Annotated in this window: 22 protein-coding genes and 2 pseudogenes; 5 read left to right on the top strand and 19 right to left on the bottom strand. The window is 70.4% G+C overall.

The features are described 5' to 3' along the window. Nucleotides 1–77: 77 nt before the first annotated feature. From BLU79_RS12260 to BLU79_RS12190, 14 genes and pseudogenes are all read right to left on the bottom strand, one after another. Nucleotides 78–1,265, bottom strand: coding sequence for a cytochrome P450 (locus BLU79_RS12260; protein WP_093905728.1), 1,188 nt, complete (start codon nt 1,263–1,265; stop codon nt 78–80). Continuing rightward, nucleotides 1,262–2,650 carry an alkaline phosphatase family protein gene (locus BLU79_RS12255; protein WP_093905727.1) on the bottom strand — a complete coding sequence of 463 codons (1,389 nt, stop codon included), beginning with the start codon at nt 2,648–2,650 and terminating at the stop codon, nt 1,262–1,264. The genes BLU79_RS12260 and BLU79_RS12255 overlap by 4 nt, the downstream gene beginning before the upstream one ends. Next, nucleotides 2,647–3,804: a metabolite traffic protein EboE gene (gene eboE / locus BLU79_RS12250; protein ID WP_093905726.1), complete on the bottom strand. Its 1,158-nt coding sequence runs from the start codon at nt 3,802–3,804 to the stop codon at nt 2,647–2,649. The genes BLU79_RS12255 and eboE overlap by 4 nt, the downstream gene beginning before the upstream one ends. 7 nt (nt 3,805–3,811) lie before the next feature. Continuing rightward, a complete protein-coding gene (locus BLU79_RS12245) occupies nt 3,812–4,666 on the bottom strand; it encodes a TatD family hydrolase (protein WP_093905725.1) in 855 nt (284 codons plus the stop codon). A gap of 2 nt (nt 4,667–4,668) precedes the next feature. Continuing rightward, on the bottom strand, nt 4,669–5,370 hold the full coding sequence (locus tag BLU79_RS12240) for an EboA domain-containing protein (RefSeq protein ID WP_177000991.1): 702 nt from the start codon (nt 5,368–5,370) through the stop codon (nt 4,669–4,671). 238 nt (nt 5,371–5,608) lie between these two features. After that, nucleotides 5,609–6,571 carry a sugar phosphate isomerase/epimerase family protein gene (locus BLU79_RS12235; protein WP_093905724.1) on the bottom strand — a complete coding sequence of 321 codons (963 nt, stop codon included), beginning with the start codon at nt 6,569–6,571 and terminating at the stop codon, nt 5,609–5,611. A 32-nt stretch (nt 6,572–6,603) separates the two neighbouring features. Then, nucleotides 6,604–7,623: an SCO3242 family prenyltransferase gene (locus BLU79_RS12230; protein WP_093905723.1), complete on the bottom strand. Its 1,020-nt coding sequence runs from the start codon at nt 7,621–7,623 to the stop codon at nt 6,604–6,606. Between the two features lie 176 nt (nt 7,624–7,799). Next, nucleotides 7,800–9,212, bottom strand: a complete 1,413-nt coding sequence (locus tag BLU79_RS12225) for a phytoene desaturase family protein (RefSeq protein ID WP_093906025.1) — start codon at nt 9,210–9,212, stop codon at nt 7,800–7,802. A 198-nt stretch (nt 9,213–9,410) separates the two neighbouring features. Further along, a complete protein-coding gene (locus BLU79_RS12220) occupies nt 9,411–10,256 on the bottom strand; it encodes an inositol monophosphatase family protein (RefSeq protein ID WP_093905722.1) in 846 nt (281 codons plus the stop codon). Between the two features lie 169 nt (nt 10,257–10,425). Continuing rightward, on the bottom strand, nt 10,426–12,252 hold the full coding sequence (locus tag BLU79_RS12215) for a gamma-glutamyltransferase family protein (RefSeq protein ID WP_093905721.1): 1,827 nt from the start codon (nt 12,250–12,252) through the stop codon (nt 10,426–10,428). Nucleotides 12,253–12,301: 49 nt separating this feature from the next. Then, nucleotides 12,302–12,502: an integrase gene (locus BLU79_RS12210; protein ID WP_256333271.1), complete on the bottom strand. Its 201-nt coding sequence runs from the start codon at nt 12,500–12,502 to the stop codon at nt 12,302–12,304. A gap of 832 nt (nt 12,503–13,334) precedes the next feature. Continuing rightward, nucleotides 13,335–13,541, bottom strand: a complete 207-nt coding sequence (locus tag BLU79_RS12205; RefSeq protein WP_143052493.1) for a hypothetical protein — start codon at nt 13,539–13,541, stop codon at nt 13,335–13,337. A gap of 850 nt (nt 13,542–14,391) precedes the next feature. Further along, nucleotides 14,392–15,123 carry a dienelactone hydrolase family protein gene (locus BLU79_RS12195; RefSeq protein ID WP_093905717.1) on the bottom strand — a complete coding sequence of 244 codons (732 nt, stop codon included), beginning with the start codon at nt 15,121–15,123 and terminating at the stop codon, nt 14,392–14,394. A 64-nt stretch (nt 15,124–15,187) separates the two neighbouring features. Beyond that, nucleotides 15,188–16,420: pseudogene (locus BLU79_RS12190) on the bottom strand (IS701 family transposase). A gap of 166 nt (nt 16,421–16,586) precedes the next feature. Between BLU79_RS12190 and BLU79_RS12185 the strand changes: the two are divergent. Then, complete coding sequence (locus tag BLU79_RS12185) at nt 16,587–16,991, top strand: growth inhibitor PemK (RefSeq protein WP_093905716.1); 405 nt, start codon at nt 16,587–16,589, stop codon at nt 16,989–16,991. 171 nt (nt 16,992–17,162) lie between these two features. Here BLU79_RS12185 and BLU79_RS12180 read toward each other — a convergent pair whose 3' ends face one another. After that, nucleotides 17,163–19,073, bottom strand: a complete 1,911-nt coding sequence (locus BLU79_RS12180; RefSeq protein WP_093905715.1) for a hypothetical protein — start codon at nt 19,071–19,073, stop codon at nt 17,163–17,165. Nucleotides 19,074–19,246: 173 nt separating this feature from the next. Between BLU79_RS12180 and BLU79_RS12175 the strand changes: the two genes are divergently transcribed. The 3 genes and pseudogenes from BLU79_RS12175 (at nt 19,247) to BLU79_RS47850 (ending at nt 20,742) form a co-directional block, all read left to right on the top strand. Beyond that, a complete protein-coding gene (locus BLU79_RS12175) occupies nt 19,247–19,408 on the top strand; it encodes a hypothetical protein (RefSeq protein WP_256333270.1) in 162 nt (53 codons plus the stop codon). A 371-nt stretch (nt 19,409–19,779) separates the two neighbouring features. Then, a pseudogene (locus tag BLU79_RS12170) lies at nt 19,780–20,406 on the top strand (M56 family metallopeptidase); the annotation flags it as partial. 126 nt (nt 20,407–20,532) lie between these two features. Beyond that, nucleotides 20,533–20,742, top strand: a complete 210-nt coding sequence (locus tag BLU79_RS47850) for a hypothetical protein (RefSeq protein WP_143052492.1) — start codon at nt 20,533–20,535, stop codon at nt 20,740–20,742. A gap of 18 nt (nt 20,743–20,760) precedes the next feature. On the opposite strand, the gene BLU79_RS12165 is transcribed toward BLU79_RS47850, so the two are convergent. From BLU79_RS12165 to BLU79_RS12145, 4 genes are all read right to left on the bottom strand, one after another. After that, a complete protein-coding gene (locus BLU79_RS12165; RefSeq protein WP_093905714.1) occupies nt 20,761–21,360 on the bottom strand; it encodes a hypothetical protein in 600 nt (199 codons plus the stop codon). A 1,016-nt stretch (nt 21,361–22,376) separates the two neighbouring features. Beyond that, a complete protein-coding gene (locus BLU79_RS12155) occupies nt 22,377–23,102 on the bottom strand; it encodes a GntR family transcriptional regulator (RefSeq protein ID WP_093905713.1) in 726 nt (241 codons plus the stop codon). Nucleotides 23,103–23,206: 104 nt separating this feature from the next. Beyond that, entirely contained in the window at nt 23,207–23,896 is a 690-nt protein-coding gene (locus BLU79_RS12150) for a response regulator (protein ID WP_093905712.1), read from the bottom strand. 16 nt (nt 23,897–23,912) lie between these two features. Next, the gene (locus BLU79_RS12145) at nt 23,913–25,016 is read right to left on the bottom strand and encodes a sensor histidine kinase (protein WP_093905711.1); all 1,104 of its coding nucleotides are present in this window, start codon (nt 25,014–25,016) and stop codon (nt 23,913–23,915) included. Between the two features lie 167 nt (nt 25,017–25,183). On the opposite strand from BLU79_RS12145, the gene BLU79_RS12140 reads away from it, so the two are divergent. Further along, the gene (locus BLU79_RS12140) at nt 25,184–26,191 is read left to right on the top strand and encodes a carboxymuconolactone decarboxylase family protein (protein ID WP_093905710.1); all 1,008 of its coding nucleotides are present in this window, start codon (nt 25,184–25,186) and stop codon (nt 26,189–26,191) included. Nucleotides 26,192–26,271: the final 80 nt, after the last annotated feature.

Genomic DNA, 26,271 nt, shown 5'->3' with positions numbered 1-26,271 from the left:
TCAGCCAGGTCAGGCCATTGCCCCTACCGACCGGGCGCATGACCAGGGTCGCCCCCGCAGGCCGGGCCACCCCGGGTTCACCGCCAGGCGACCGGCAGCGAGCGCACCCCGTGGACCGTGCTCGCGGAGGGGGTCAGCGACTCCTCCGAGGCCGTCAGTCGGAGCGTCGGAAGCCTGCGGAACAGGGTGGACAGGCCCAGGCGGAGTTCGACGCGGGCCAGCGACTGGCCGAGGCACTGGTGCAGGCCGTGGCCGAAGGCGAGGTGGCCGGACGCGTCGCGGTGGACGTCGAGGGCGTCGGGGGTGGAGTACACGGACGGGTCGCGGTTGGCTGCCTGCAGGGCCACCACCACGCCCTCCCCCGCGCTGATGCGGACCCCGGACAGCTCGACGTCCTCCGTGGCGACCCGCCGTATCCCGGAGTGGATGACGGTCAGATGGCGCAGGAGTTCCTCCACCGCCCCCGGCCACCGGGAGTCGTCGGCGCGCAGTGCGTCCAGTTGGGCCGGGTTCTGCAGCAGGGCGATCACGGCCAGCGGGAACATGTTCGCCGTCGTCTCGTGGCCGGCCAGGAGCAGCAGGGAGACCATGCCCGTGGCCTCGTCGAGGGTGGCCTCGCCGGTCGCCACGCGGTCCGTGGCAAGGCGGGAGACGAGGTCGTCGGCCGGGTCGTGCGTGCGCCGATCGATGAGGGCGCGCAGATAGCCGTAGAGCGCCATGCGCGCGGCCATCGCCTCGGCCGGGTCACCGGCCACGCTGGTGAGGGCGTTGGACTTCTCGCGGAAGAAGCCGTGGTCCTCGTAGGGGACGCCGAGCAGTTCGCAGATGGCCAGGGTGGGGAGCGGGAGTGCGTACGACGCCACCAGGTCCGCTTCCGTCGCGCCGCCGTCCGTCATCGCGTCCAGCAGGCCGTCGCAGATCCGCTGGATCGAGCCTTCCATCTGCTCGATGCGCCGGAAGGTGAAGTCGGGGATGAGCATGCGGCGCAGCCGGGTGTGGTCCGGCGGGTCCATCTGGTGGAAGAGGCCGGGGGCCTGCGGCGGGGCGCCGGGGCGAGTGTGGGGGAAGTTCGGGTGGTTGGCGTCGGCGCCGAAGCGGGGGTCCGCGAGGACGGTGCGGGCGTCTTCGTAACCGGTGATGAGCCAGGGGCTGTTGTCGCCCCAGATCGTCACCCGTCGGATCGGCTCCTCGGACTGCCATTTGGCGTATTCGGGGGCCGGGTCGAGCAGGGGGCGGATCGTGGGCAGGGGCGGGTGGGTCGTCATTTCTCCGTACCTTCCGTGTGCAGGCCGGCGAGGCCCAGCAGCAGGGACTTGACCTCCGTGGCGGCGTACGCCTCCCGCGCCCGATCCGGCTCCGAACACAGCAGTACGGGGCCGTCGGCGGAGTCGGCGGGCAGTCGGCCGTGGCTGCCGCGAACGCCGGACGGGTCGAGCGGGACCGTCTTCAGGCGGTAGCGGAAGCCGAGCTTCTTGCGGGCCACCTGGCCGACGGCGCGCAGCTTCACCGCGGGGACCGTCTCGTCGTAGAGCAACTCGGCGGGGTCGTAGCCGGGCTTGCGGTGGATCTCGACCTGACGGGCGAAGTCGGGGGCGCGCTCGTCGTCGAGCCAGTAGTAGTACGTGAACCAGGCGTCGGGGTCGGCGAGTGCGACGAGTTCGCCGGAGCGCTCGTGGTCCAGGCCGTGGGCCGCCTTGCCCTCCGTGTCCAACACCTGGTCCACGCCGTCGAGTTCGGCGACCACCTTCGCGACGGCCTCCGTGTCGGCCGGGTCGCGGACGTAGACGTGGGCGACCTGGTGGTCGGCGACCGCGAACGCGCGGGACGTCCACGGGTCGAGGTACTCCATGCCGTCCTGCGTGTACACCTCCAGCAGGCCGGCCCGGCGCAGGGCGCGGTTGATGTCGACCGGGCGGGACGCGGGCGCGATGCCGTACTCGCTGAGCGCCACGACCGTCGCGCCCTCGCGCTGGAAGTGGTCGAGCAACGGGCGCAGTGCCTCGTCGAGTTGGCGGGCGGCGCGGACGGTTTCCGGTGAGTCCGGGCCGGAGCGCTGGGGCTCGTAGTCCATCTGCGGGATATAGACGAGCGTGAGGTCGGGCCGCTTCTCGTCGAATATCTGGCGGGCGGCGGCCAGGATCCACTGGGTGGAGGGCATGCCCGCGTTCGGGCCCCAGTAGGTGAAGAGGGGGAACGGACCGAGCCGGTCGATGAGTTCGTCGTGCAGGGACGGCGGCCAGGTGTAGCAGTCGGGTTCCTTGGCGCCGTCCGAGTAGTAGATGGGGCGCGGGGTGACCGTCCAGTCGACGTCGGCGCCCATCGCGTACCACCAGCAGATGTTGGCGACCTTGTAGTCGGGGTTCGACTTACGGGCCGTCTCCCAGATCTTCTCGCCGCCGACGAGGGCGTTGTGCTGGCGCCACAGCAGGACTTCGCCGAGGTCGCGGAAGTACCAGCCGTTGGCCACCGCGCCGTGTGTGGACGGTGGTTCGCCGGTGAGGAGGGAGGACTGGACGGTGCAGGTCACGGCCGGGAGCACGGTGTCGAGCCGGGCCTGGAAGCCGCGTTCGCCGAGGGCGGCCACGGCGGGCATGTGCTTCAGCAGCTTCGGGGTCAGGCCGACGATGTCGAGTACGACCACACGGTTCATGAGGGGTCCTCCTTGAGGCCGAGACCGGTCAACCGGTCCCGGGCCCAGGCGAGTTCGGCGGCGATGCCGCCCGGCAGGTCGGTGGGCGGTTCGGGGAGGACGGACCAGGTGTAGGTCTCGACCTCGATGTGGTCGCAGTCGGCCGACGCGCCGCCCAGCAGTCCGGCGAGGACCTGGTCGAGCTGGTCGGCGGTGGTGCGCAGTGGGGGTTCCGGTTCGGTGTGCAGGGGCGCGTGGAAGTGCACGCGCCAGGGGCCGCCGTCATCCGGAAGCTCACCGTCGAGGGCGTCCGGAAGGTCGTCCACGCCCAGGACCTCCCCGTCGGTCACCGTGCGGGTCTGGTGCAGGAACCGGGGTTCGGCGAGCCGGTGGAGGGCCGCGCGGGCGGCGGGGTCGGCCGGATCGGCGGCCTCCACGGCGCAGGACGCCTGGAGCTTGACCACGGGCATCCCGGCCTCCGCGAGCCTGCGCAACGCCTCCCCCGGCTGCTCGAACTGCACGGCGAGATGGCAGGCGTCGAGGCAGATCCCCAGCCGGTCGGGGTCCAGTCCGCCCAGCTCCCGTACCGCCTGCGTGGTGGTCTCGACGACGCACCCGGGTTCCGGTTCGAAGCCCACGCGGATACGGCGCCCCGTCCACGCCTCCAGTGCCGCGAGCCCGGTGGTCAGCCGCTCCAGGGCGTGCCGGGCCTCCTCGGTACAGGCGGGCGTCCACGGGGAGCGCCACGCGAGCGGCAGGGTGGAGACGCTACCGCGGTCGACGTCGTCCGGGAGGAGGGCGGCGAGGACACGGGCGCAGTCCAGGGTGTACTTCAGCCGGGCCTCCTCGGCCCAGTCGGGCAGGTACACGTCCTTCTTGACGACCTCGCGGTGGAAACCGGCGTACGGAAAGGCGTTGAGGGTGACGGTCTCCAGGCCGCGCGCCCGCAGTTCGCTTTTCAGCCGCCCCAACGCGGCTTCGTCGTCGGCGAGTTCCGTGACGACCGGGCGGGCCAGCCACAGCCCGATGCCGAGCCGGTCGACGCCGAGGCGCTCACGCACGGGCTCTGCGTACTCGGCGAGTTGGGCGATGACGCCCCGCAGGTCCTCCGCCTGGTGGACGTTGCTGCAGTAGCCGAGGTGGACGGTGGTGCCGTCCGGATGCAGAAAGCGCATCGGATGCTCACGCTCCCCCGCGACGTATGGAGTTGCCCTGGAAAGGGGCCTCCTCATCGGGCTTGGGCTCGTCCAATTCCAGCCGCCCGCTCTGGCCGTAGAAGGCGACCGGGTTGCGCCACAGCACCTCGTCGACGGCGTCGTCGTCGAACCCGGCGGCGAGCATGGCGTCGGCGGTCTTACGCGTCTTGAGCGGATCCGAACGCCCCCAGTCCGCAGCGGAGTTGACGAGCACCCGCTCGGTCCCGTGCTCCTTGAGGATCTCGACCATCCGGTCCTCGCTCATCTTGGTCTTGGGGTAGATCGAGAACCCGGCCCAGCAGCCGCTGTCGAGGACCATGCCGACGGTGAGCTCGTTGAGGTGGTCGAGGACGACGAGTTCGGGAGCGATGCCCGACTCCCGGACGACGTCCAGGGTGCGCCGCGTACCGGCCGCCTTGTCGCGGTGCGGGGTGTGCACGAGGGCGGGCAGCTCGTGCTCGATCGCGAGCTGGAGCTGACGGGCGAGCGCCTCGTCCTCCCCCGGCGTCATCGAGTCGTAGCCGATCTCGCCGACGGCGACGACCCGGTCCTTGGCGAGATAGCGGTCCAGTTCGTCGAGGACCGGCAGGCAGCGCGGGTCGTTCGCCTCCTTCGGGTTCAGCGCGATCGTGCAGAAGTGCTGGATGCCGAACTGGGCGGCGCGGTACGGCTCCCAGCCCAGCAGCCCGTCGAAGTAGTCGTAGAAGCTCTCGGGCGAGGTGCGGGGCTGGCCCAGCCAGAACGCGGGCTCGACGACGGCGCGCACCCCGGCGGCGTACATCGCCTCGTAGTCGTCGGTCGTCCGGGAGGTCATGTGGATATGGGGGTCGAAGATGCGCACGGTCAGCCCTCTTCCTTGAGTACGGCCGTGAGTACGTCCGTGAGTGCGTGCTGGAGTCCTGCGCGGTCGCCGGCGACGTCCGGGAAGGCTCGGACGAAGGGCAGGATGTCCTGGGGTAGGGCCCGTCCCGCGACGATTCGCTCATGGGCGAAGTCGGCGAGCATACGGGCCAGTTCGCGGTCGGCTCGGGTGTCGAGGCCGGTGACGCGGTCGAGCGGGATCTCGTAGAAGACGCACTTCAGTACGGCCTGGCGGTACTCGTCGTCCGGGAGGTGCGCGGCGGCGTACGGGCCGAGTGCGGCCTCGATCAGCGTGGTGTCGTTGCCGCGCAAGGTCTCCCGTATGAGCGGCAGGGCGAGGTCGCCCAGGTCGAGCAGCGGCAGGGTGCGCAGGACGGCGCGCTGTTCGGCCGGGTCGCCGTGCCGGTGGAGGCGGGTGACCTCGTCGGCGAGAGCCTGGTCGCGCAGGGGCAGTGCGGTGAGCAGGACGGCGCGGGCGGCCTCGTCCACGGTCCAGTGGTCGGTGAGGCGGCCGTGTCCGCAGCGCCTGCGGGCAGCCGGGAAGAGACGCCGCATGGCAGCGGGCGCGGCGGCGACCTCGGCGACGCTCTCGTCCAGCCACGTGCGGGCCGTGTCGTCCAGTACGGCGACCAGGGCGGTGTGAGGGTCCGGCGGGGCTGCGGGTGGGGCGGAGGGGACAGCCATGGGAGCAACCTCCTGGGAGGTGGGAGGGGTTGGGCTGGAGGGAGGAGGACGGGGTGGGCAGAAAGGAGGGGGAGGAGAGGAGGTTGGGCTGAAAGAAGGAAAGCGGGGGCTGAATGGAGAAAGGCGGGGGCTGGGAGGAGGAGTCCGGGCGGTGTCTGTACGGCGTCCACCGGTGTCTGTACGGCGTCTGTACGGCGGCGGGTCGATACGGCCGCGCGGCTTGTTCGGCCGCGGCGATCTACACGGTCGCGGCGGCCTGTTCGGCCGCGGCACTTTGTCCGGCCGCGGATCGCTGACCGACAGCGTCACTCTGTTCGACCGCAGCTCGCTGATCGGCCACGGCACTCTGATCCGCCGCGCGCAGGAACTCGATCGAGCGGCGGGCCACGTCGGGCGCGTCGAGCGAGCCGCCCTGGATCTCCACGGAGACCAGACCGCAGTCACCGAGTTCGCGCAGGGCCGCCAGCACGGGCGGGAAGTCGATCTCGCCGGCGCCGAACTCGAGGTGCTGATGGATACCGCGCCGCATGTCCTCGATCTGCACGTTGCGCAGCAGCGGCGCCGCCTGGCGCACGCAGTCGAGCACGGGGCGTTCCTCCACGCAGTGCGCATGGCCGATGTCCAGGGTGACCCCGAACAGCTCGTGCCCATCGACCAGTCGGGCCAGGTGCAGACAGCGCTCCACGGTGCCGACGAACATGTACGGCTCCGGCTCGAAGGCCAGCGCCACCCCGTACTTCTCCGCCGTCTCCAGCACCGTCCCGACACCGGCCGCGAGCCGCTTCCACGCGTCGCCCTCCGGCACTCCCTCCGGCGCCGGGCCGCTGCACAAGTGGACGGTGGGCGAGCCGAGGTCGGCCGCGATGCGCAGGGCGCGGCGCAGGAGGTCGATCCTGAGCTCGGAGCCGTCCGACATCAGCGTCGGCAGATGCTTGCCCCACGGGTCGAGGAAGTAGGGCGCGCCCGTCTCCACCGTGACGTCGAGGCCGTGCCGCCCGAGTTGGCGGGCGAGGTCGGTGACGCGCCGGGGAAGGTCGTCGGCGTACGGGTCGAGATGGTTGTGATCGAGGGTGAGGGCGACACCGTCGTAGCCGAGATCGGCGAGGACGACCAGGACGTCGGCCAGGCGATGGTGGGTGAAGCCGTTGGTGCCGTAGCCGAACTTGAGGGGCTGCTTGAGGGGGGTGGGGGGAGGTCTCATGGTGCCGGTTCCTCACACGGAGGTGGTGGGTCTCAGGTGGGGGATATGCGCCGGGCCAGCCGTCGCGCGAGGGGGTGGACAACGCCGAGCACCGCGGCGACGGCCGGTGCCCCGCCCCGCGCGGTCAGCGCCGCCTGAAGGGGCATCAGCCCAAGGATTCCGGCACCGACGGCCCGCCGCACGTTCTCAGCCGACGGCGCCTGCACGGCCCGGGCCTGGGCGGTCCCGTAGGTACCGAGGTAGGCGAGGGCGCCGACGGCGGTAAGGGCAGTGCGGACCTTCTTGGAACGAGCGGCGACGGCAACGCCCCTAAGGGGCGCGGGGCTGTGTCGATTAGCGGCTCCGCCGCGGGGCGCGACCAGCCACGACGGCGCAGCAGACGGCAAACGACTGTCCCCGGCACTGCCGGCATCCGCTCGGACAACCGGAACCGCCGTCGCGACCGCCGTCGCCGCCGACACGGCAAGAGTCGTAGCCGGAATCCGCACCGGCGCACCGGAAATCTCATGGCGACTGAGCGCCATCAACGTGCCGGTATGCGCACCGACCAGCCCGGCAGGCACGGCAGCCCGACGCAACGCAGCCCCAACCGATCCGGCACCCGGCCCGGGAACGACCGCTCCCGCCACAACATCCAGCACCCGAGCCCCCGCCATGGCGAAGCCCCCCGCCGGGGTGGACTTGAGCTTCAGGTCATACGCCCACACCAGCCCCGCCAAAGGCAGCGCCGCGCCCACACTGCGCCGACCACCCGCCGCCGCAGCCAGCCCGAGCCCCGCCGCGGTGAGCCCCCCGGCCACGGCGAGAGCGGTGCGGCGCGGCACGCGCCCCGACGGCACCGGCCGCTCGGGCCGCTCGACGGCGTCAACCGTGGCGTCGGCGTAGTCGTTGAGGGCCATGCCGGCCCAGTAGAGGCACACGGAGGAACCGATCACTCCGAGGGTACGAACGCCCAGCGGGCGTCCGGCGGCGGCTGCTCCCGCGATCACGTCACCGGGGACACTCAGCGCGGCCGGCGCCCTGACGAGCAGCGCGAGGTCGGCGAGGCGCACGGCAGACCGGGATCCGCAGCGGACAACCGCTTTCCGATCTTTCATGGCCGCACCCTACTCGCAAGCCATTGAGCATTCAGGTACCTACCCCCCGGTAAGAGAAGTGACAAAGAAGACAGAGATTTTCCTTACCGTGAGGCCTGAACTACCGGTAGACGTAGGTCGTTTGGGCAGCCTCACGGCTCCTGCCGCAGCCTCCGCCACACCGCCTTGGCCGCGTTGTGCCCCGACATGCCGTGGACGCCCGGGCCGGGCGGGGTCGCCGACGAGCAGATGTAGACCGCGGGGTGCGGGGTGCGGTACGGGAAGAGGGACAGCTTGGGGCGCAGCAGGAGTTGGAGTCCGGAGGCCGCGCCGGAGGCGATGTCGCCGCCGACGTAATTGGCGTTGCGGGCGGCGAGTTCGGCCGGACCCGCCGTCGCGCGGGCGAGGACGCGGTCGCGGAACCCCGGGGCGAAACGCTCCAGTTGACGCTCCAGGGCGTCCGTGAGGTCTCCGGTCCAGCCGTTCGGCACATGGCCGTACGCCCAGAAGACGTGCTTGCCCTCGGGCGCCCTGGTGGGGTCGACGACGCTCGGCTGCACCGTGATCATGAACGGCTTGTCGGGTGCCCGTCCCTCCCTGGACGCGGCGCGCAGCGCGGCGTCGATCTCGGCGCTGCTCCCGCCGACCTGCACGGTGCCCGCGCGCCGGGCCTCGGGCGCGGTCCACGGCACCGGCCCGTCCAGCGCGTAGTCGATCTTGAAGGCGGCGGCGCCGTAGCGATAGCCCTCGTAGTACCGGCCGAAGCCGGCGATACGGGCCAGCGCGGTGGGTGAGGTGTCGAAGACATACGCGCGCGCGGGCGGCAGGTCGTCGAGCCTCTTGACCTCGTAGTCGGTGTGGACGGCACCGCCGAGATCCTTGAGATAAGCGGTGAGCGCGTCGGAGATGGACTGGGAGCCACCGCGGGCCAGGGGCCAGCCGCGGGCGTGCGCGGCGAGGGCGAAGACCAGGCCGATGGCGCCGGTGGCGAAGCCGCCGAGCGGTCCCATGACGTGGGCGACGAGGCCGGAGAAGAGGGTCTTGGCCCGCTCGTCCCGGAAGCGGCGCATCAGCCAGGTCGACGGGGGCAGTCCGACGAGGCCGAAACGGGCGAGGGTGACCGGGTCGCGCGGGAGGGCGGTCAGAGGCAGCGACATGAAGTCCCGGGCGAGCGTGTCCCACCTGGGCAGGAACGGCTCGACCAGCCTGCGGTACGTGCCCGCGTCGCGTGGGCCGAAGGAGGCGGCGGTCTCGGCGACCGACCGGGACAGCACGGCCGCGCCGCCGTCGGCGAACGGGTGCGCCATCGGCAGCTCGGCGTGCAGCCACTCCAGGCCGTAGCGGTCGAGCGGCATCGCTCGGAACGCGGGTGAGTTGATGCCGAGGGGGTGTGCGGCGGAGCACGGGTCGTGGCGGAAGCCGGGCAGGGTCAGCTCTTCCGTACGGGCTCCCCCGCCCACCGTGTCGCGCGCCTCGAACACGGCCACGGAGAAGCCGCGGCGGGCCAGCTCCACAGCAGCGGTCAGCCCGTTCGGGCCCGCACCCACCACGACGGCATCGAGCATCGACGGCACCTTCGGACTCCTTCGTCAGCCGACGGCCACTGAAGGATCAGGATATGCCGCCCCACTGACAGCGCAGGGAGCGGTGGCCCAGTCAGGCGCGCGAGGCTGTGACGATATGTGGCTGCGGGGGCGTGGGCGCGACCGGCCCCCACGACCCCGCAGCCGCGATACAACCCGTCGGCCCGTGCCCTCAGGCGATCAGGCTCCCGCTGCCAGCAGTCCCACCACCCGCCGAGCCGTCGCCTCGTCCCGGGCCGTGGTGAACGGCAGCGCGTTGCCCCCGGTGATACGGAACGGCTCTCCCGCGCGCGTCAGGTGCGTGCCGCCCGCCTCCTCGACCAGCAGGAGACCCGCAGCGTGGTCCCATGCCGCCTCCCAGCTGAACGCGGTCGCGTCCAACTCGCCCCGGGCGACGGCGAGATACTCCAGTCCGGCCGATCCGCAGGCGCGCGGCTCGACGCCGTCGGTCCACAGGCCCAGCAGGGCGCGCTTCTGCTCGTCGGTCGTGTAGTCCGGGTGGGACGTGGCGACTTCGAGGGCCCGGCCGGGCTCCGGCGAGCCTGAGTGCAGCCGCTGACCGTCGAGGTAGGCGCCCCGGCCCCGGATCGCCGTGGCCAGTTGGTCGCGGGCGGGGGCAAAGGTCCAGGAGGCGAGCAGCACGCCGCGCTGCGCGAGCGCGACCAGCGTGCAGAAGCCCTCGTCCCCGTGCACGAACTGGCGGGTGCCGTCGACGGGGTCGACGATCCAGACCGGGGCGTCACCCTGTATCGCCTCGTACACGGCCGGGTCGGCGTGCACGGCCTCCTCGCCGACCACGACCGAGCCGGGCAGGAGCGCGCCGAGTGCTTCGGTGAGGTACTGCTCGGCGAGCCGGTCGGCGTCGGTCACCAGGTCGTGCGGTCCTGCCTTCTGGTCCACCTCGTGCTCGGCGAGCTGCCGGAAGCGCGGCATGATCTCGGCCGCGGCCGCCTTGCGGACCGCTTCCTCCACGTCGGCCGAGTGCTGTGCGAGAAACTCTTCGATGGTTTCGTTGGTGTCGATCACCCCTCCATGAGAGCACGCCCCACTGACAATCCCCGCCGGCCCGATGGCCGCCGGATGGCATCGACGTGAATTCGAGGGGCGCATATCGGCAGGTCAGAGGCGGGCCGAGCGCTGTCCACTCGCCCTGTCCACCAGACCCGTCCGCCAGCCCCGGCCGCCCGCCCTGTCCTCAACGCCCGACCGCGTACCCCTGCATCCCGCGCGGGTTGGCCGCCGCCGACAGGACACCGGTCCGCGGGTCCCGCGCGACCGCGCACAGCCGACCCTCCGACCAGGCGTCACCGACGGTCACCTCATGACCACGCCGCCGCAGCTCCTCCACCACCCCGGCGTCCATCCGGGACTCCACGGTCACGCTCCCCGGCCGCATCCCGCGCGGGTAGAAGGAGCCGGGGAAGCTGTCGTTGTGCCAGTTCGGGGCGTCGATCGCGCCCTGGAGGTCGAGGCCGCCACGGACCTGGGCACGCAGCGCCACCGCCAGGAGGAAGTGCAGCTGCCACTGGTCCTGCTGATCCCCACCAGGCGTGCCGAAGGCCATGACGGGTACGCCGTCGCGCAGCGCTATGGAGGGGGTGAGGGTGGTGCGGGGGCGCCGCCCCGGCGTCAGGGAGTTCGGCAGGCCCTCCTCCAGCCAGGCCATCTGGAGCCGGGTGCCGAGCGGGAAGCCCAGTTCGGGCACGACGGGGTTGGACTGCAGCCAGCCCCCGCTGGGGGTGGCGGCGATCATGTTGCCCCAGCGGTCGACGATGTCGAGGTGACAGGTGTCCCCGCGCGTGGCGCCGTCGGCGGCGATGTCCGGCTCGCCCGGCACCGGGGACGTCGGGCGCTTGGCGACGGTCGGCTCCCCGACGCCCAGCACATCGAAGCCCGGCTCGTCGGAGGCCACCACGCGCGCGTGCGCGCACAACCGGGGGACGCGTCCACCGGGGCCGCCGGGCCGCAGCTCATGCGAAGCCTTGTCTCCGACCAGCTCCCGCCGGGCCGCGTTGTACTCGTCCGACAGCAGCTCGGCGAGCGGCACCTCGGCCGCGTCGCCGTACCAGGCCTCCCGGTCGGCCATGGCCAGCTTGCAGCCCTCGATCAGCAGATGGACGTACTCGGCGGACCCGTACCGGGGCAGCTCGGGCGGGAGCACCGCGAGCTGTTGAAGGAGAACCGGGCCCTGGCTCCAGGGCCCGGCCTTGCAGACAGTCCAGCCGTTCCAGTCGTACGTCGCCGGCGCCTCGTAGGTCGCGGACCAGTCGGTGAGGTCGGCGGCCGTGAGCGTGCCGGAGTGCCGCTCGCCGCTGGTGTCCATGGTGGGCCGCCGGGCCTGCCGTACGAGCGCCTCGGCGATGAACCCCGTACGCCACACCTCGCGCGCCGCCTCGATCTGCGCGACCCGGTCCCCGGCCCCGGCGACCTCGTCGAGCAGTCGCTTCCAGGTGGCGGCGAGGGCGGGATTGCGCAGCAGTTCTCCGGGCCGGGGTGCCTGCCCGCCCGGCAGATACAGCTCCGCCGACGAGGTCCACTCCGTCTCGAACAGCTCCCGCACGGTCTCGACGGTCTCGGTGACACGCTCCACGGGCGCGTGCCCGTGCTCGGCGTATCCGATGGCGTACTTGAGCACGTCAGCGAGGGTCCTGCTCCCGTAGTCCCGCAGCAGCACCATCCAGGCGTCGAAGGCGCCGGGCACGGCGGCGGCCAGCGGCCCGGTCCCGGGCACGAGGTCCAGCCCGAGTCCCCGGTAGTGCGCGACCGTCGCCCCGGCCGGCGCGACGCCCTGTCCGCACAGCACCCGCACCTCGCCGCCCGCCGGGGCGAGCAGGATGGGCACCTCGCCGGCCGGCCCGTTGAGGTGCGGCTCGACGACATGCAGCACGAAGGCACCCGCCACCGCCGCGTCGTACGCGTTCCCGCCGCCCTCCAGCACGGCCATCGCCGACTGCGAGGCCAGCCAGTGGGTGGAGGACACCATGCCGAAGGTGCCCTGGAGTGTGGGCCGGGTGGTGAACATACGGGCTCTCACCTCGCTGTTTACGCGCGTCGGACGGTCGAATCTGCACTCAGGATCGGACCTGGGGAGAATCTGGGGAGTTCGGACCGCAGCTCTCCTTCGCCCGCTCCCCCAGCAGGCTATCGATCGCCCTGCGCCCCTTCTTCCCTGCCTCCGGCATGAAGTGCGCGTAGTGATCGAGCGTGATGGTCGGCGACGAACGCCCCAACCACTTGGCGAGGGTGACGACCGACTCTCCTGCCTCCAGCACGAGGGATGCGTATGTGTACCTCGACACATGGAACCCGTCCTTCGGTGCCGCTTGCCACTGCCAAGGTTTCGCCCCGTTGGCACGCGGAGGGATGACGCCTGCCCTGGCCAGGGCAGGTTTCCAGATCTCGGTGTGCCACGTGTTGGCGGCGATCGTGTTCCCGTACTTCGTTGTCCTTCTACTGGACGTTGAAGGAATCGAGTGGTCTCCCGGCAACAAGTTCGGCGACTGGATGGATGCCCGCCTTCTGGTTCCCGGATGGCTTATGGACCAGTTCTCTGAGGACTTGCTTGCGCGGATCCGGGACGCCCTCCTGCCGATCGCTGAACGGAACGGCGTCGAAGCGCACTCTGTCTATGTCGGGCCAGCGCTGAGCGCTACCAGACGTGGCCGCGGACTGGAGGTCAGCTCTTCAGGGGCGGCTCACCGCCGACACCACAACGAACCACGCCGCGCGTGTCACCGATCCGAAACCGGAACTGCGACGCGCCGGATTCGTTTTTGACTCCCGCGAGGAGATACGGGTCTATGAGGCGCTCAAGCGCGCCCAGGCTGCCCTCCCCGCCGATGCCGCCCTCTCCATCTTTCCTCTGCCGCTGGGACGCATAGGAGCCGGCAACACATGGACGCCCGACTTCGCCACTGGCGGAACAGCGGATTCACATCGAACGAATCCTGGTGGAAGAAACAGCCAAGGCTCGACTCCGTCCCGCATGTCTGTCGGGCACTCTGACACTGCTGGGTCCCGCCCTCCGACGGAAGGGCCGGGCCCAGCGTGTGCGGCACGGTCAGCGGACGCTGCGATCGATGAGAGGGCCGTGCCTCCAGCGGATCACGTCGTCAGCGGCATGATGACCCCGTTCAACAGCGCGATGCACAGCGTCATGAAGCTGAGGGCCGCGATGCCGCCCCAACCGATCGCCTTGTCCACCGGGGCCTTGACCAGGCGGGCGATGTGCCGAGCCCGATGAGACCGGCGAAGGTAGGACCCCAAGAGGCGCGAGATGGTGGCCGCCACCGAGGAGTTCGCGCCCATCATCGGGATCGGCTCCGCCGGGCGGATCGTCTCAGTCGACCTGGACGCGGAGTCGACGGGTACGGCGCAATTGCCACTCTCGATGAACGGCGCGCCTCACGAACCGAGGGCATCGCCCCCTGCCGACCTCCTATTCGGAGCACCCAAGCACGTAACACTGACCACAATTCGAACCGATAGGCGAACTAATTCGTTTACGGGTTCGGATTGCGGCGGAGCGGCGTCCGCGCGAATTGGAACATAGGTGGCCCTGCCAGTATTCCCCGAATCCGAAGAGGGGAAACGTTGACCGGTCAGGAGCATTCCGCGTCGCTGCATACAACATTTCACGACTCGCCGCATGTGACATTATGGGGCAATTTACATCTCACCCACCATGTCGCCAGGTACGCTGAGCGCTAGCAAGCTCGCAGGTCAGAGGCTCCTTCCCCTAGTGACGTGAGGCACTCCGCTCCCTAGGCTCTCTTCCTGACTTGAGGGCGATCCCGCCAGAGATAAGGGGGTCACCCATCTAAACCGAGCCAGTTCGACATCCACTGCGGAGGGCTTATGGAAAACCAGGAAGAGAATGCGCCTCTACGTCGCCGTTGGGGAATTCGAGACATTCGACGATGGATTCCCACTGCGGCCGCAGTCGTCTCGGCAGTGGCAAACGTAGTAACGATCTGTGAAAAGTGGCCTCGCTAGCGGCCTTCCGAGCTATGTCCCAACTGCTCGGCGATCATGGCCTGATCCTGATCCGCCAGGCAATGGACGATAGCGGGCCAGCTGGCTGGCCCGCTATCTCATGAGCCGGAAACGGTCGGCGCAGATCCGGCGTAGGTGCTCGTCGGCGGCGTGGACTACAGGCGTATCAGCCCAGATGTCGGGCGAAGAATCGCAGCGAGTCGTCCATTTCGAACCGCGGCAGATCTCCGTGCTTGCCGGGGGTGGCGTGCAGTGTCTTCTCGGCTGAACCGATGGCATCGAACAACGCCAGGCTCTGTGCACGGGGCATCTGCTCATCGTCCCACTGGACCAGAAATTGCACCGGCACGGTGATCTGCGCGGCGGTCCCGGCCAGCGCGGGCGACCCTTGCAGGCCCAGCACCGCGGCGCGGACTCGAGGTTCTGCGGCGACGAACGGTATCCCGAACGCGCAGCCCAGCGACACGCCCCAATAGCCCACCGGTCCACCGCCGATATGGTCGAGTTGCTGGACTGCGGTCAGGACTGCCTGCCATTCCGCGACGGTCTGCCCGGCCACGAGCGTGTACATCGTGGTGTCCAGCGCAGCCGTATCCTCTCCGGCGGCCATATGCGCCCGGTACTCGGTCGCGATCCGGTCGAACTCCTCGTCCGTCGGCCGCTCGCCGTGGTTGGGCACGTCGATCGCGGCGACCGCGCACCCGCCCTCGGCGGCGAAGCGATGGGCGCGGGCCAGGATGCCGGGGGCCTTCTTGTGTTGCCCGCCGCCGTGTCCCATAAGAATCAGGGGGCGAGTGCCGTGGGCGCCTTCCGGCGTCCACAGCACGCCGGGGATCTCGTCGAGGCTGAAGAGCTGTTCGGTCACGCCGCCCAACGACGTCTTGGAGATGAAGCGCATAGCGTTTCAAGCCTCTATTGGAGTAGGGGTGGCCGGCTAGTACTCCGGCCGTAGATCGTGATCTTCATGCTTGAGCGGCTTGTCGCCGGTAGTGGCTGGTCTGGGATCGAGCCTGGTGGCGGCGTCGCCAGACGGACCAGCGAAGCCGGTGGACAGGGTCAAAGGCGCGTTGGATGACAAGCGTGATGAACAGTCGTTGGATCTCGTCGCAGGTGAGCGGTATCAGCTCGTCGGGTGAGGGATGACGGTCGTGTTCGTTCGCGCGGACGACTGCGAGGAAGGCGTGCGCCAGCATGGCCAGGGTGACCCAGCGGGACCAAGACGGGTAGCGGCGGACCTGGTGCTCGTCCAAGGCCGCCAAGCCTTTGCCGGACTGGAAAAACTCCTCGACCCGCCACCTTGATCCAGCGACGCGCACCAGGGTGGTCAGCGGCACTGCGGCCGGCGAGTAGCAGCGGTAATACGCGAGTTCGCCGGTGCTGCGGTTGCGGCGGATCAGCAACTGCCGGCTCCCGGGCTGGGGGCGGTGAGGTCGATGACGGCCCAGTCGTAGAAGCGGTGGCCCTTGGCAGCCCCTGCGGATAGCTTCTGCCAGGCTCTCTTGGGCACCTTCCTGGCCGGCATGTCGGCGCGGAACTTCCCGGCGCCTGTGGTGACTTCGTGCGAGCAGGCCATCGCGAGTACGTAGCCGGTGCCACGTTCCTCCAGCGCGGCGCGCAGCCTCGGGTTACCGCCGTAGACCTCGTCTCCCGCGACCCAGGCGGCCCGGTGGCCGGCGTCGAGGAATCCGGGTGACCATGCGAGCGGCCAACTCCGGCTTGGTCGCGAACTCCGTCTTGTCGCCAAGGCCGGCTGCCCGGCAGCGGTCGGGGTCGGAGGTCCAGGAACGCGGAACGTACAGTTCCCGGTCCGCCGCGGCGTGCCCGCGGCGGCCGGCGTAGACCAGATAGACGGCGACCTGCGCGTTCTCGATCCTGCCCGCGGTGCCGGTGTACTGCCGCTGAGCACCGACAGTGTCGGTGCCCTGCTTCACGTCGCCGGTCTCGTCGACCACCAGGACTGCCTCGTCGTCGTGCAAATGCTCGACCACGTAGGCGCGCACGTCGTCGCGGACCTGGTCGGCGTCCCACTTGGCCCGCCCGAGCAGGTGCTGCATGCCGTCCGGGGTTTTGTCCCCGGCCCACTCGTCGATGGTCCAGCAGTTCTTGCGCGGCAGGTCGGACAGCAGGCCGAGTACCAACTTCCGGGCCCGGCGCCGGGATTCCACCCGCGTGAACCGTCCCGCTATCCGGCTCATCAGGCCCTCGAACGCTTCCTGCCAGCGGGCAGGGTCTACGCTGTGACCTGCGGCCACCGCATGATCGTTTGTCTTCACACACCGATGATCAACGGTGGCCGCGCCCGTCTCCACAGCGCGTCAGGGTCGCGCAGCGTCTGCCTGCCGTCCTGTATTTGGAGGACTTGTGCAACGTGGCGAAGTCTGGTGGGTTCAGTTCGACGAGCGGAGGTTGGTCGTACTGCTGTCGGGAGAGGACACGTCCGGGATCCGGGTGATGCAGGTCGTTGCTCCGGCGGGCGTCGACATCAGCGGTCTGGGCATCGAAGTGATGGTGGGCGCCGGTGAAGGACTGCCGTTCGAAGGCGTGCTAAGGCTCGCGTTCCCGCGTCCAGGCTTCACCCCGTGCACGTGGCTGACCACCGTGTCCCGTGATGACCTGATAGAGCGGGCGGCCGTCCTGTCCTCCAGGAAGCTCAGCGAGATCGACGATGCCCTCCGACTCGCTGAACAAGCACAGGAGCGGACCCCGGCAACGACCGCGAAGCTCAGCGAGATAAGGGACGCCCTCCGTCGCGGTGAACTCGGGTAGACGAAGAAGGAGCCGACGCCCGCGACGGCATGGGCGTCTCGGGCGAGATGATCCACGCTGGACACCTGCCGCCTCGACGCCCCTCACCATCGAGATCACGATCTACGGCTGGAGTACTAGGCGTGCCGGAGTTCAGCGTCGGGCCGCCACGGCCTCCGTGTGGGGTGTCAGTCAGCGCGGGGCTGCCGCAGCCGCGGTAAGGATGCGGTGCAGGACAGAAACCGGGATCGCCGGGTTGGTGACCGCTGCGCATGCCGTGTCGCGGTCGTGCAACAGCCCGGCCAGGACCTGGGCCGGCAGCCGTGGATTGCGCACCGCGGTGCCGCGGACGTGGGCCTCCGGGTCGTTCAGCAGCTGTACCGCGTCGGCCGGTGACAGCCTGGGGTCCTCAGCCGCGCGGCGGCGCACCTCGGCTTCGGGGTCCCGGGCCAGGTGTGCGACGTGAGCCGGTGTCGACTCCGGATCGTCCAGGGCCAGGCGGCGCATCCGCCCGCTGGGGTCGGCGATGTAGCGCAGCAGGCCCGCACGGGGGAAGTTGGGGTGGCTGCGGGGCCGGTCGGGGTGGCTGAAGCTGCCGTCCCACCAGCGCCAGACCTCCAGGAGCATCTCGGCTGGCGCGTCCTCGCACGATTCGGCGAGGAACAGGCGGACCACGCGGTCCCCGTCCCGCGCCAGACGCTCGACGACATCCGGTGGGAGGTGCCGGGCTCGGGCCACACTACGGCGGATCAGAGGGTGGGACGATGCGGCGAGGCGGCGCATCGCGTCGACGTCGCCGTGCAGACCCTCGACCCAGGGCAGAGTGCGCGACATCGGCGTCGGGTCGAAGTCGTGGCGCACCGCGGCACGTTGCTCCTCGGTGAGGTCGGGGCGCAGCGCCACCGCGGCGCGGATGTCGTCCTGGGGGTCTTCCGCCAACACGGCGACGCCGTGCGCAACCAGGCCCGGGTTGGCGGCCAGCACCCGACGTACCTCCGCGTCCCCGTCCCTGACCAGCTCTTCCTCCAACTCGGGCACGAAGCGGCATTGCTCGAGCGCTCGCCGCGGGTCGGGCAGGACGGCGAAAACCTCGCGAGGCATGGGTAGGCCGGTGTGGTGGGCGAGCAGCGCCGCCGTACGCACCGCGTCGTCGGTGTCGGCCAGCAGCCGCTCCCGCAGCGGCGCAGCCAGGTCCTCCCACCGGGCACAGGCCGCCGCCCGCACCCGGGGATCGGCGTCGGCCGCGAGGCCAGGGAGGTGCTGTGCGGGGAGCCCCGGGAGTTCGGCGGCCTGAGCGCGGGACTGGCCGGCGAGGAGGTCGTCGTACAGGTCCCCGGGGAGTTCGGCGCCCCAGACGCAGGCGTGCTCCGCCCAGAGCACGCGTCGATTCGGCGACGGCTCGGCGCGGACCAGGCGTACCCACTGATCGGACGTGAGCTTGGGCCGGAAGGTGTCCGCGGGTCTTGACCGCACTCGCGGATCGGGATGCGCCACGGCGGCGTCGAGGACGGCGGGCCGGTCGCAGCCGTGCAGGAAGCCAACCTCCACATCCATCAGCCGGATCAGCAGCTCGTCCGGCGCGGCCGGATTGGACCCGATCCCCTCCGCCCAGTGCAAAGGCCATGCCGGCCGGCCGGGCACCGCCGCCCACACCTCGGCGCGCTCGACCTCCGTCTCAAGCCCGGCGGCCTCGGCAGCTTCCTCCAGCCGCTCCGGCAGTCGGTCGAGGGCCGTCACCCGATGCCCGCCCGCGCCGGGCACCGCCGCCAGCAGCACCTGCCCGTCGAGGGAGAGGGCCACGAACCCGGGGTCGCCGGTCAACTCCGGCACGCCGCTCCCGGCGTTCCGGACTCGGGTCCACCAGGAGTCATTGCCGCCGATCCGATGCCCGAGGACGGCCACCAGGAACTCGCCGTCGGGATCGCAAAGACGGCGCCACCACGCGGCATCGAGAGCTTGCAGGGCCACGCCGTCCGGCGCCGCGATCCCCCGCGCGACCCGCCAGCCTGCCTCCGGCGGGAACAGGCTGCCCGGGCGCACGTCCTCGACGACCGTGAGTCCGGCACGTGCGAGTAGTTCGTGGAGTTCCTCTCGGTGCTGCACCCCGTCATGATCCCCGCCGACTCACGGGTGGGACAAGGCACTTGGTCCAGGCCCAACCGGCTCTCACCGTGATGCCCAGCGCTGAGTCGCCGGGTTCACGCCGACGGCCGCACTGCAGAAAGGAGGGACGGGAGGAGAAGCACGCCGATGACCTTGGTGACGGCGCCCGGGGAATGACGGATGAGGGTGCCGGCCGCGAACTCACCCAGACCTCAGACGCCACAGCGGAGACGGTCGGCAGCCTGGGCCCTTGGCCGTCGCTGCTCCTGGTCACCGGGTACACAGCGGCGCTGCTCCTGCTCGCGGCCGCAACACTGCGCAGCCGAGACGCATGACGACGGCCCACATAAACACCCTTGGACGGAAGGAGATCTCGCCATGCCGTGGAGCCCCGCACGCTTACGTCTACTCGTCGCCCTAGTGATCGCGGACCTCTTCCTGTTGCCGGCGGTGTCCGACGCCGACGCGGCCGCCCCCACGCCGTACGGCGCCCGAGTCGTCGCCGAGGAGAAGGCTGGTAACCGCCCGGCAGGGAGGGCAGGAGGCGATCGTCCCGTGCGCCGAGAGGGTGTGACGACGGTGCGTGAACGCCACGCGGCGAGCGGCACGCGCTACGTCGAGGTGTGGGTCACCGGGCGGAATGGGCGGGAGGACTCGGCGGTGGCGGCCCACGGCCGCTGGTCGGGAGCGGCTGAGCGGAGTCCGAGTGTGGCGGCACGGTCGGGTACGGCGCCGTGCCCACCGGGCGCTCGCCGGGCTGCCCGGCACGGAGGTCGCCGTCCTGCCCGACGAGATGCCGTACGCCTACGCCCTGCCCGGCGCGGGTGCTCGGGGCCGGATCGTGGTGACCACAGCCCTCCCCGCCGGCCTTCGCCCCGCCGAACACCGCGCCCTGTTCGCCCACGAGCGGGCACACCTGGCGGCCCGTCATCACCGGTTCCTGCTGGTCGTGCAGTTGTCCGCACATACCAACCCCTTCCTGCGGCCCCTGCGTACCGCGGTGTCGTACACGACGGAGCGGTGGGCTGACGAGGAAGCGGCCCGTGTCGTAGGTGACCGCAGGACCGTGGCCTCTGCGATCGGGAGGGCGGCGCTTGTCTCCCGCGGTACGCCGATTCCCACCCTCGCGGGTTTCGCTGCTCCGGGGCCGGTGCCCCGCCGGGTGGCGGCGCTGCTGGGCCCCGCGCCGGTGACGCGCAGTTGGCCCTCGGTGTTCAGTGCGGTGGGTGCGGCCGCCGGGGCAGCGGCGGCCGGGGCGGCTGTGTCCGCCATGTCGTCCGCCAACTCCGCGGTGACGATGGTGCTGATCCTGCACGCGGCGACACCGCTCTGACCTCACTCCGGGCGGGGCCAGAGAGATGTCGCCCGCGCTGAGTACCTGCTTGCAAAGGTCCGTTGAGCGTCAGCCCAGGTCAGGACTCGAACGAGCGCCTCGGGATGGACCGGGCGAGGTCGTGCGGTGAGCATTGCCGCGGGCATCGACGGTTTCGCTGACGGCATCGCGGTGGCGATGGGAAAAATCGTTCCGGACCCGAGCCGTGCGGCGGGGATCCGGGAGGCGGTGGTGGTCACCACCGCCATGACGCTCAGTCCCGTTTTCCTTCGCGGGAGGCCGGTTGCAGCGCGATGGATTCTGGGTGACACGAATTCCCCTTCCATTCCGCCTTAGCGCTGCGGCTGAACGATTTCAAGAACGCGACGGATTGCCCATAACGAGAGCGTTCAAAGCCCTGCCCGACAATTCCCTGATCTCCCTGTCAGGGTGCTGCGCGTAGTAATCGGCGAGCACGCCTGCAAAAGATGGCCAGCGCGTCAGGCCGGCCGCCTCGACCGCAGCGCTAAGTACGGACGGGTCATCGCTCTTCAACGCATCCCGAATGATTCCCTCTGTCGTCTCGTCGGGTTCATCGGATGCAATCGCAAGCTTTACCAGTGCACCTGGATTCTCGGGAATATCGCGACGAGCCGAGGACCGGAGGGTCTCTAGATCCTGCACTGGAAGCCGGTCACGAAGGAATGTCGAAACATTGTCCAGGAGCTCCTGGGTCGGAGCTTCGACGGCCAGATAGCCGACAGGCGTCCTGTCGTCCTTCACTACAGAGACCCGAACCTCGTTGTCCGGCGCCTCGTAGACATGAACCAGGAGATGCTCGCCGCGATCCTGGAGGTCGACATATGTGAGGTCGACTCCAAGGGCGTCGTCGAGGTCGCCCAACGAGTCATCAATGAGGTCGACGAACTCCTCCTCCGCCGGGGCAGTTCCAAGAACCAGGTATGTGATTGCCATTTATGAAGCGCCCAATCTGCTTGCCGGCTCAGCCGTCATAGCTCTTGAGGAGTGCCGCAAATTGCACTTTGAGTGCGGATCCGGCACGAATTAAGTTCTCTGCTGGTTTGCCGTTGAAGTGCGCGGCCAACAGTCGCGTATGGCGCCTGTCCGTGCTTGTTTCTGAACTCGCGTGGCTTCTGGAACTGCTCTGTTGACCTTCGCAGGGGTCGTAAGGGCGTCCTCCAACAGCGGGAGCACCGACCTCGGACAACCTGCGTCTGAGCCGATGCCTGAGCGAAGACGAACTCACCAGCATGACCGACTGGGCCGTGTGATTCGGCCGCCTAGACCGCTGAGGAACGGGGCACTTTACAAGGCTCACAGCCATGACGAGATGCATGTGGACCGAACGGACGGCAGGCGCATTGGCACCTTGCGGCTGCTCGCAGCCCGGTCGCCGCGATCGTTGGTCTACCTGCCGATGCGTACCGCTCCGACCGTAGGCGTCGGCGAGGAAGACGGGCAGCCACTCGACCTCGTGCTGGCTCTCCGCACAGTGCAGCTTCGCCCTTCGCGCTGGAAGCGAATCCGGGAGCATCTCAACACGGGGAACACCGTCCGAGAACTCCACACCGCCAGTGTGCCAGAGCGAGACCTTCCTGACCTCGATGCTGACTACATCATTCCGGACAACCCGAAGGAGGCGAACGAGTTCCTCCTTCGCAAGAATATCTGCGCCGAGACGCTGTTACAGACCGGCGGGACCGCAGCCTTCCGGGAAGGAGCCAAGCAGAGGAATGCAGCACGCCCAAGGCTTCACCGAGCGCGAGGGTGTCGGGCGCCTGCGGCGCCGCAGCCGGCGAAGAACCTAGAGCCTGGTTGCCCGGGATTGGTGCTCGGCCTGGGCCCTGCGCGACCCACACCGCGCTCAAGGGCCTCTCATCTCGCTGTTTCCGCACTACGGCCGGTCGATCACCTGCGCCCCTTCTTCCCTGCCGCCGCGCCGACAAACCGTCGTACAGCGCCGCCCCTGCTCAACGGGCGACGTCCACCTGCACATGCGCGCCCATCGCGAGGTCCTGCCCGGTCAGGCTGTCGATGAGGGCCTGCAGGGTCTGCGCCAGATGGTGGCGGCAGGCCGCCTCCGCCGCCTGGGCGTCCCCCTGTGTGATCGCCTGGAGCATCGCACGGTGCTCCTCCAGCGACGTGCGCATACGGCGCGGTCCGCTGTGCGAGAGGTGGCGCAGCCGTACGGTCTGGCTGCGCAGGTCGCCGATCGTGCGGGCGAGGTACGGATTGCGGCACGCGGTGATGACCGCCCGGTCGAAGCCCTCGGAGATGTCGTAGAGGTCCTGGTACGAGCGCGCCTGGTCAGCGGCGTCCAGCGCACGGAAGGATTCGTCGAACTCCTCCAGCCGCGCGAGCAGTTCACCGAACGGCACCAGCACCCGCCCGTCGGCCACCCCCGCCGCCGCCACCGACGCGACGGCCTCCGGTTCCAGCAGCATCCGGAACTCGAACAGCGCCCGCACCCCGCCCAGCGAGATCGCCGCCACCCTGGCCACCTCACCGGGCGCGAAGTCGACCAGCCCCTCCCGCGCCAGCCGCCGGATCGCCTCCCGCACCGGCGTGCGCGAGGCACCCAGTTCCTCCCCCAGCTGGACCTCGCTCAGCCTGGCCCCCGGACGCAGCCGCAGCGACTCGATGTCGCCCTTCAGCCGCTCGTAGACCGCTTCGCTCTTGCCAGTCGCCCGGGCCATGGAACTCCTCGCCGATCCTTGCCGACCCTTCCGCATACACGCTTGTATACAGGCTATAGGGGCAGCGCATCACGTGTGCTCCGAGGAGCAGGGCGCTGTCAGGCTCAGGACACCGACGCGTCCGGACTCCGTGGAGCCACCAGCCCCGACTCATAGGCGAACACGACCAGTTGGGCCCGGTCCCGCGCCCCCAGCTTGGTCATCGCCCTGCTGATGTGGGTCTTCGCCGTGAACGGGCTGATCACCATGTGCTCGGCGATCTCCTCGTTCGTCAGGCCCCGCGCCGCCAGCGCCGTCACCTCGCGTTCGCGGCGCGTCAGGCCCTCCAGGCCGGGAGCGGTGGCCCGGTCCGGTGGCCTCGACACGAACTCGCCGATGAGTGTGCGGGTGACCGACGGGGACAGCAGCGCCTCCCCGCGTGCCACCACCTCGATCGCCTGGAGCAGGTCGGCCGGTTCGGTGTCCTTCAGCAGAAAACCGCTCGCGCCGGCGCGCAGGGCCTCGAAGACATACTCGTCGTGGCCGTAGTTCGTCAGGATCACCACACGGACGGGCACCAGCGCCGGGTCCGCGGCGATACGGCGGGTCGCCTCGATGCCCGTCATCACCGGCATCTGTACGTCGATCAGCGCGATGTCGGGAACCTGCGCGCGGATGAGCTCCAGGCCCCGCTCCCCGTCCGCCGCCTCGCCGACCACTTCGATGCCGTCCTCGGCGTCCAGCAGGGCACGGAAGCCGGCCCGCATCAGCGCCTGGTCGTCGACGAGCGCCACCCTGATCACGCCGTCCGTCATCCCGTCGCCCCCGCCCTCATCCCGCTTCCCCCAACGGCAGCCTCGCCCGCACCGCGAATCCGCCCTCCGCGCGCGGGCCGGCATCCAGTGTGCCGCCAAGGGCCGTGACGCGTTCGCGCATGCCGGTGAGGCCGATGCCGGGGGTGGGCGGACTGGATGGGTCGGCCGTGCCGTCGTCCTCGACTCGTATCAGCAACTCACCCTCCCCGTACGTCAGTTGCACGGCCACCTTCGCCGGCCCCGCGTGACGCGCAGCGTTCGTCAGGGCTTCCTGGACGATGCGGTACGTCGCCCGGTCGACCGTCGCCGCCAGTGGCCGCTCCTTCCCCGTCACCGTCAGCTCGACCGCGAGTCCGGCCGCCCGGGCCCGCTCCACGAGCAGCGCGGGGGTGCCGGTCGGCTCGTCCGTGCGCAGCACCTCCAGCGTGGCGCGCAGTTCGCGCATCGCCTCGCCGCTCGCCTCCTGGATGGCGAGCAGCGCGGGCGGTATCTCCTCGCCGCGTTTGCGGGCCAGGTGCACGGCGACGCCCGCCTGGAGTTTGACGATCGAGATGCTGTGGGTGAGCGAGTCGTGCAACTCGCGGGCTATACGCAGGCGTTCCTCGCCCGCCCGGCGCAAGGCCGCCTCCTCCCGGGTGCGTTCGGCCTCCAGGGCGCGCTGTTCGGTCTGGCGCAGATACGCCTGCCAGTTGCTGTCGGCCAGCCCCGTCACCACCGCGCACAGGAACCAGCCGGCGAGGAGCAGCGCCTCCCGGGCGATCTCCGCGCTCGCCGAGCCCGCCGCCACATACCCGCCGAGGAAGACGGCGGCGCCCGCCGCGGCCGTACCCCGGTACCCGGTCCGCCCCGCCGTGTGCACCGCGCCGACGACGGGGACGGCCATGATGGTGGCGGGACCCGCGTGGATGACTGCGGCGAGCAGGCAGCCGGTGGTGATCGCGAGCACGACGCGCGGAGCGGTGCGGTGCGCGGCCAGGGCCAGCGAACCGGCCGCGATCAACGCGAGGTCGAGCGCCCCCGCACGGCCGTCCGCCCGGGCGACGAGCACGACGATCACGCCGACCACGACCGCGAGGGCCGCGTCGACGAGCAGCCCGCGTGTGATCCGATTCCCCCTCATGCCCGCACACTAGACCGCCCCACCGACAGTGACGTCACCCCTGTGGACGGCCTCCCGACTACTCCCCCCGCAGTAGTGCCCGGCACCCGCCGACCCCGCCGGCGCAGCCTCAACTCCCTTCGGCCGTACGACGACCCGGACAGCCCGGAGAGCGCACGCTGCTGCCCATGCCCTCACCCTTCCGATACACCGAACCCCTCCCGCCCAGGTCGTCCACCGGCGCCGTCGCCGAGGTGTACACGCAGATCGCCCTCGACTTCGGCATCGCGGCACCCTCCACCTTCGTGGTCCTGTCCTCCGCGCCCGAACTCCTCGCCCCCGCCTGGGCGTTGATGCGCGAGTCGCTGATCGCGGGGGCGGGCAGCCGTACCGGCAAGGAACTGGTCGCCCTCGGAGTGTCGCTCGCCAACAGGTGCCCCTTCTGCGTGGACGCGCACACCGTGCTGCTGCACGCCACCGGCGACCATGCGCTGGCGGAGCGGGTGGCGCGCGGGGAGGCTCCGAAGGACGAGGTGCACGCGCGCATGCTCGCCTGGGGACGGCACACGCGCGTGCCCGGAGCCACCCTCGCGCCGTACCCCTTCCCCCGCGCGCACGCCCCCGCCTACCTCGGCACCGCGCTCTCCTTCCACTTCATCAACCGGATCGCGTCGGCCCTGCTGACCGAGAACCTGCTGCCGGCGGGCGCCCAGCGGTTCCGCGCGGTGCGCAGCCTGGCGGGCCGCACGCTCACCCGGTCCGTGCGCCGCCCCGCCCGCCCCGGCACCGCCCTGGCGCTGCTCGACCACGCCGATCCCGGCGAAGCCCCCGCATGGGCGGGCGGCACAGCGGTCGGCCTCGCATACGCGGCGCTGCTCAGGGCGGCCCTTGCGGGCGCCGACCTGCTCGACACCGACGACCAGGACCTCGTGGAGGAGGTCATCCAGGACTGGGACGGGGCGCATCCGCCGCTCGACCTGAGCGGCTTCCCGGACCGACGGGAGCGTCCCGGCGCGCGTCTCGCCCTGCTGGCCGCCCTCGCGCCGTACCGCATCACCGACGAGGACGTGGCGGCCTGGCGCCGGCCTGAGCACACCGACCACTGTCTGGTGCACCTGGTCGCGTATGGGGCGTTCGTCGCCGTTGACCGCATCGAAAGCGCACTTTCCACTCAAATCAGCCATCAGACGCTGTAACTCGCCCAGGACACCACGTAATTACGGGCCTCCCGTAACGGCGTCAGCACGGAGCGAGTTGGCCCTTCCGCCCCACAGGG

It is taken from the genome of Streptomyces sp. cf386 (assembly GCF_900103585.1).
GTDB lineage: Bacteria > Actinomycetota > Actinomycetes > Streptomycetales > Streptomycetaceae > Streptomyces.
The sequence above is the reverse complement of the archived record's forward strand: the minus strand, read 5'-3'. Positions and strand labels throughout refer to the sequence as shown.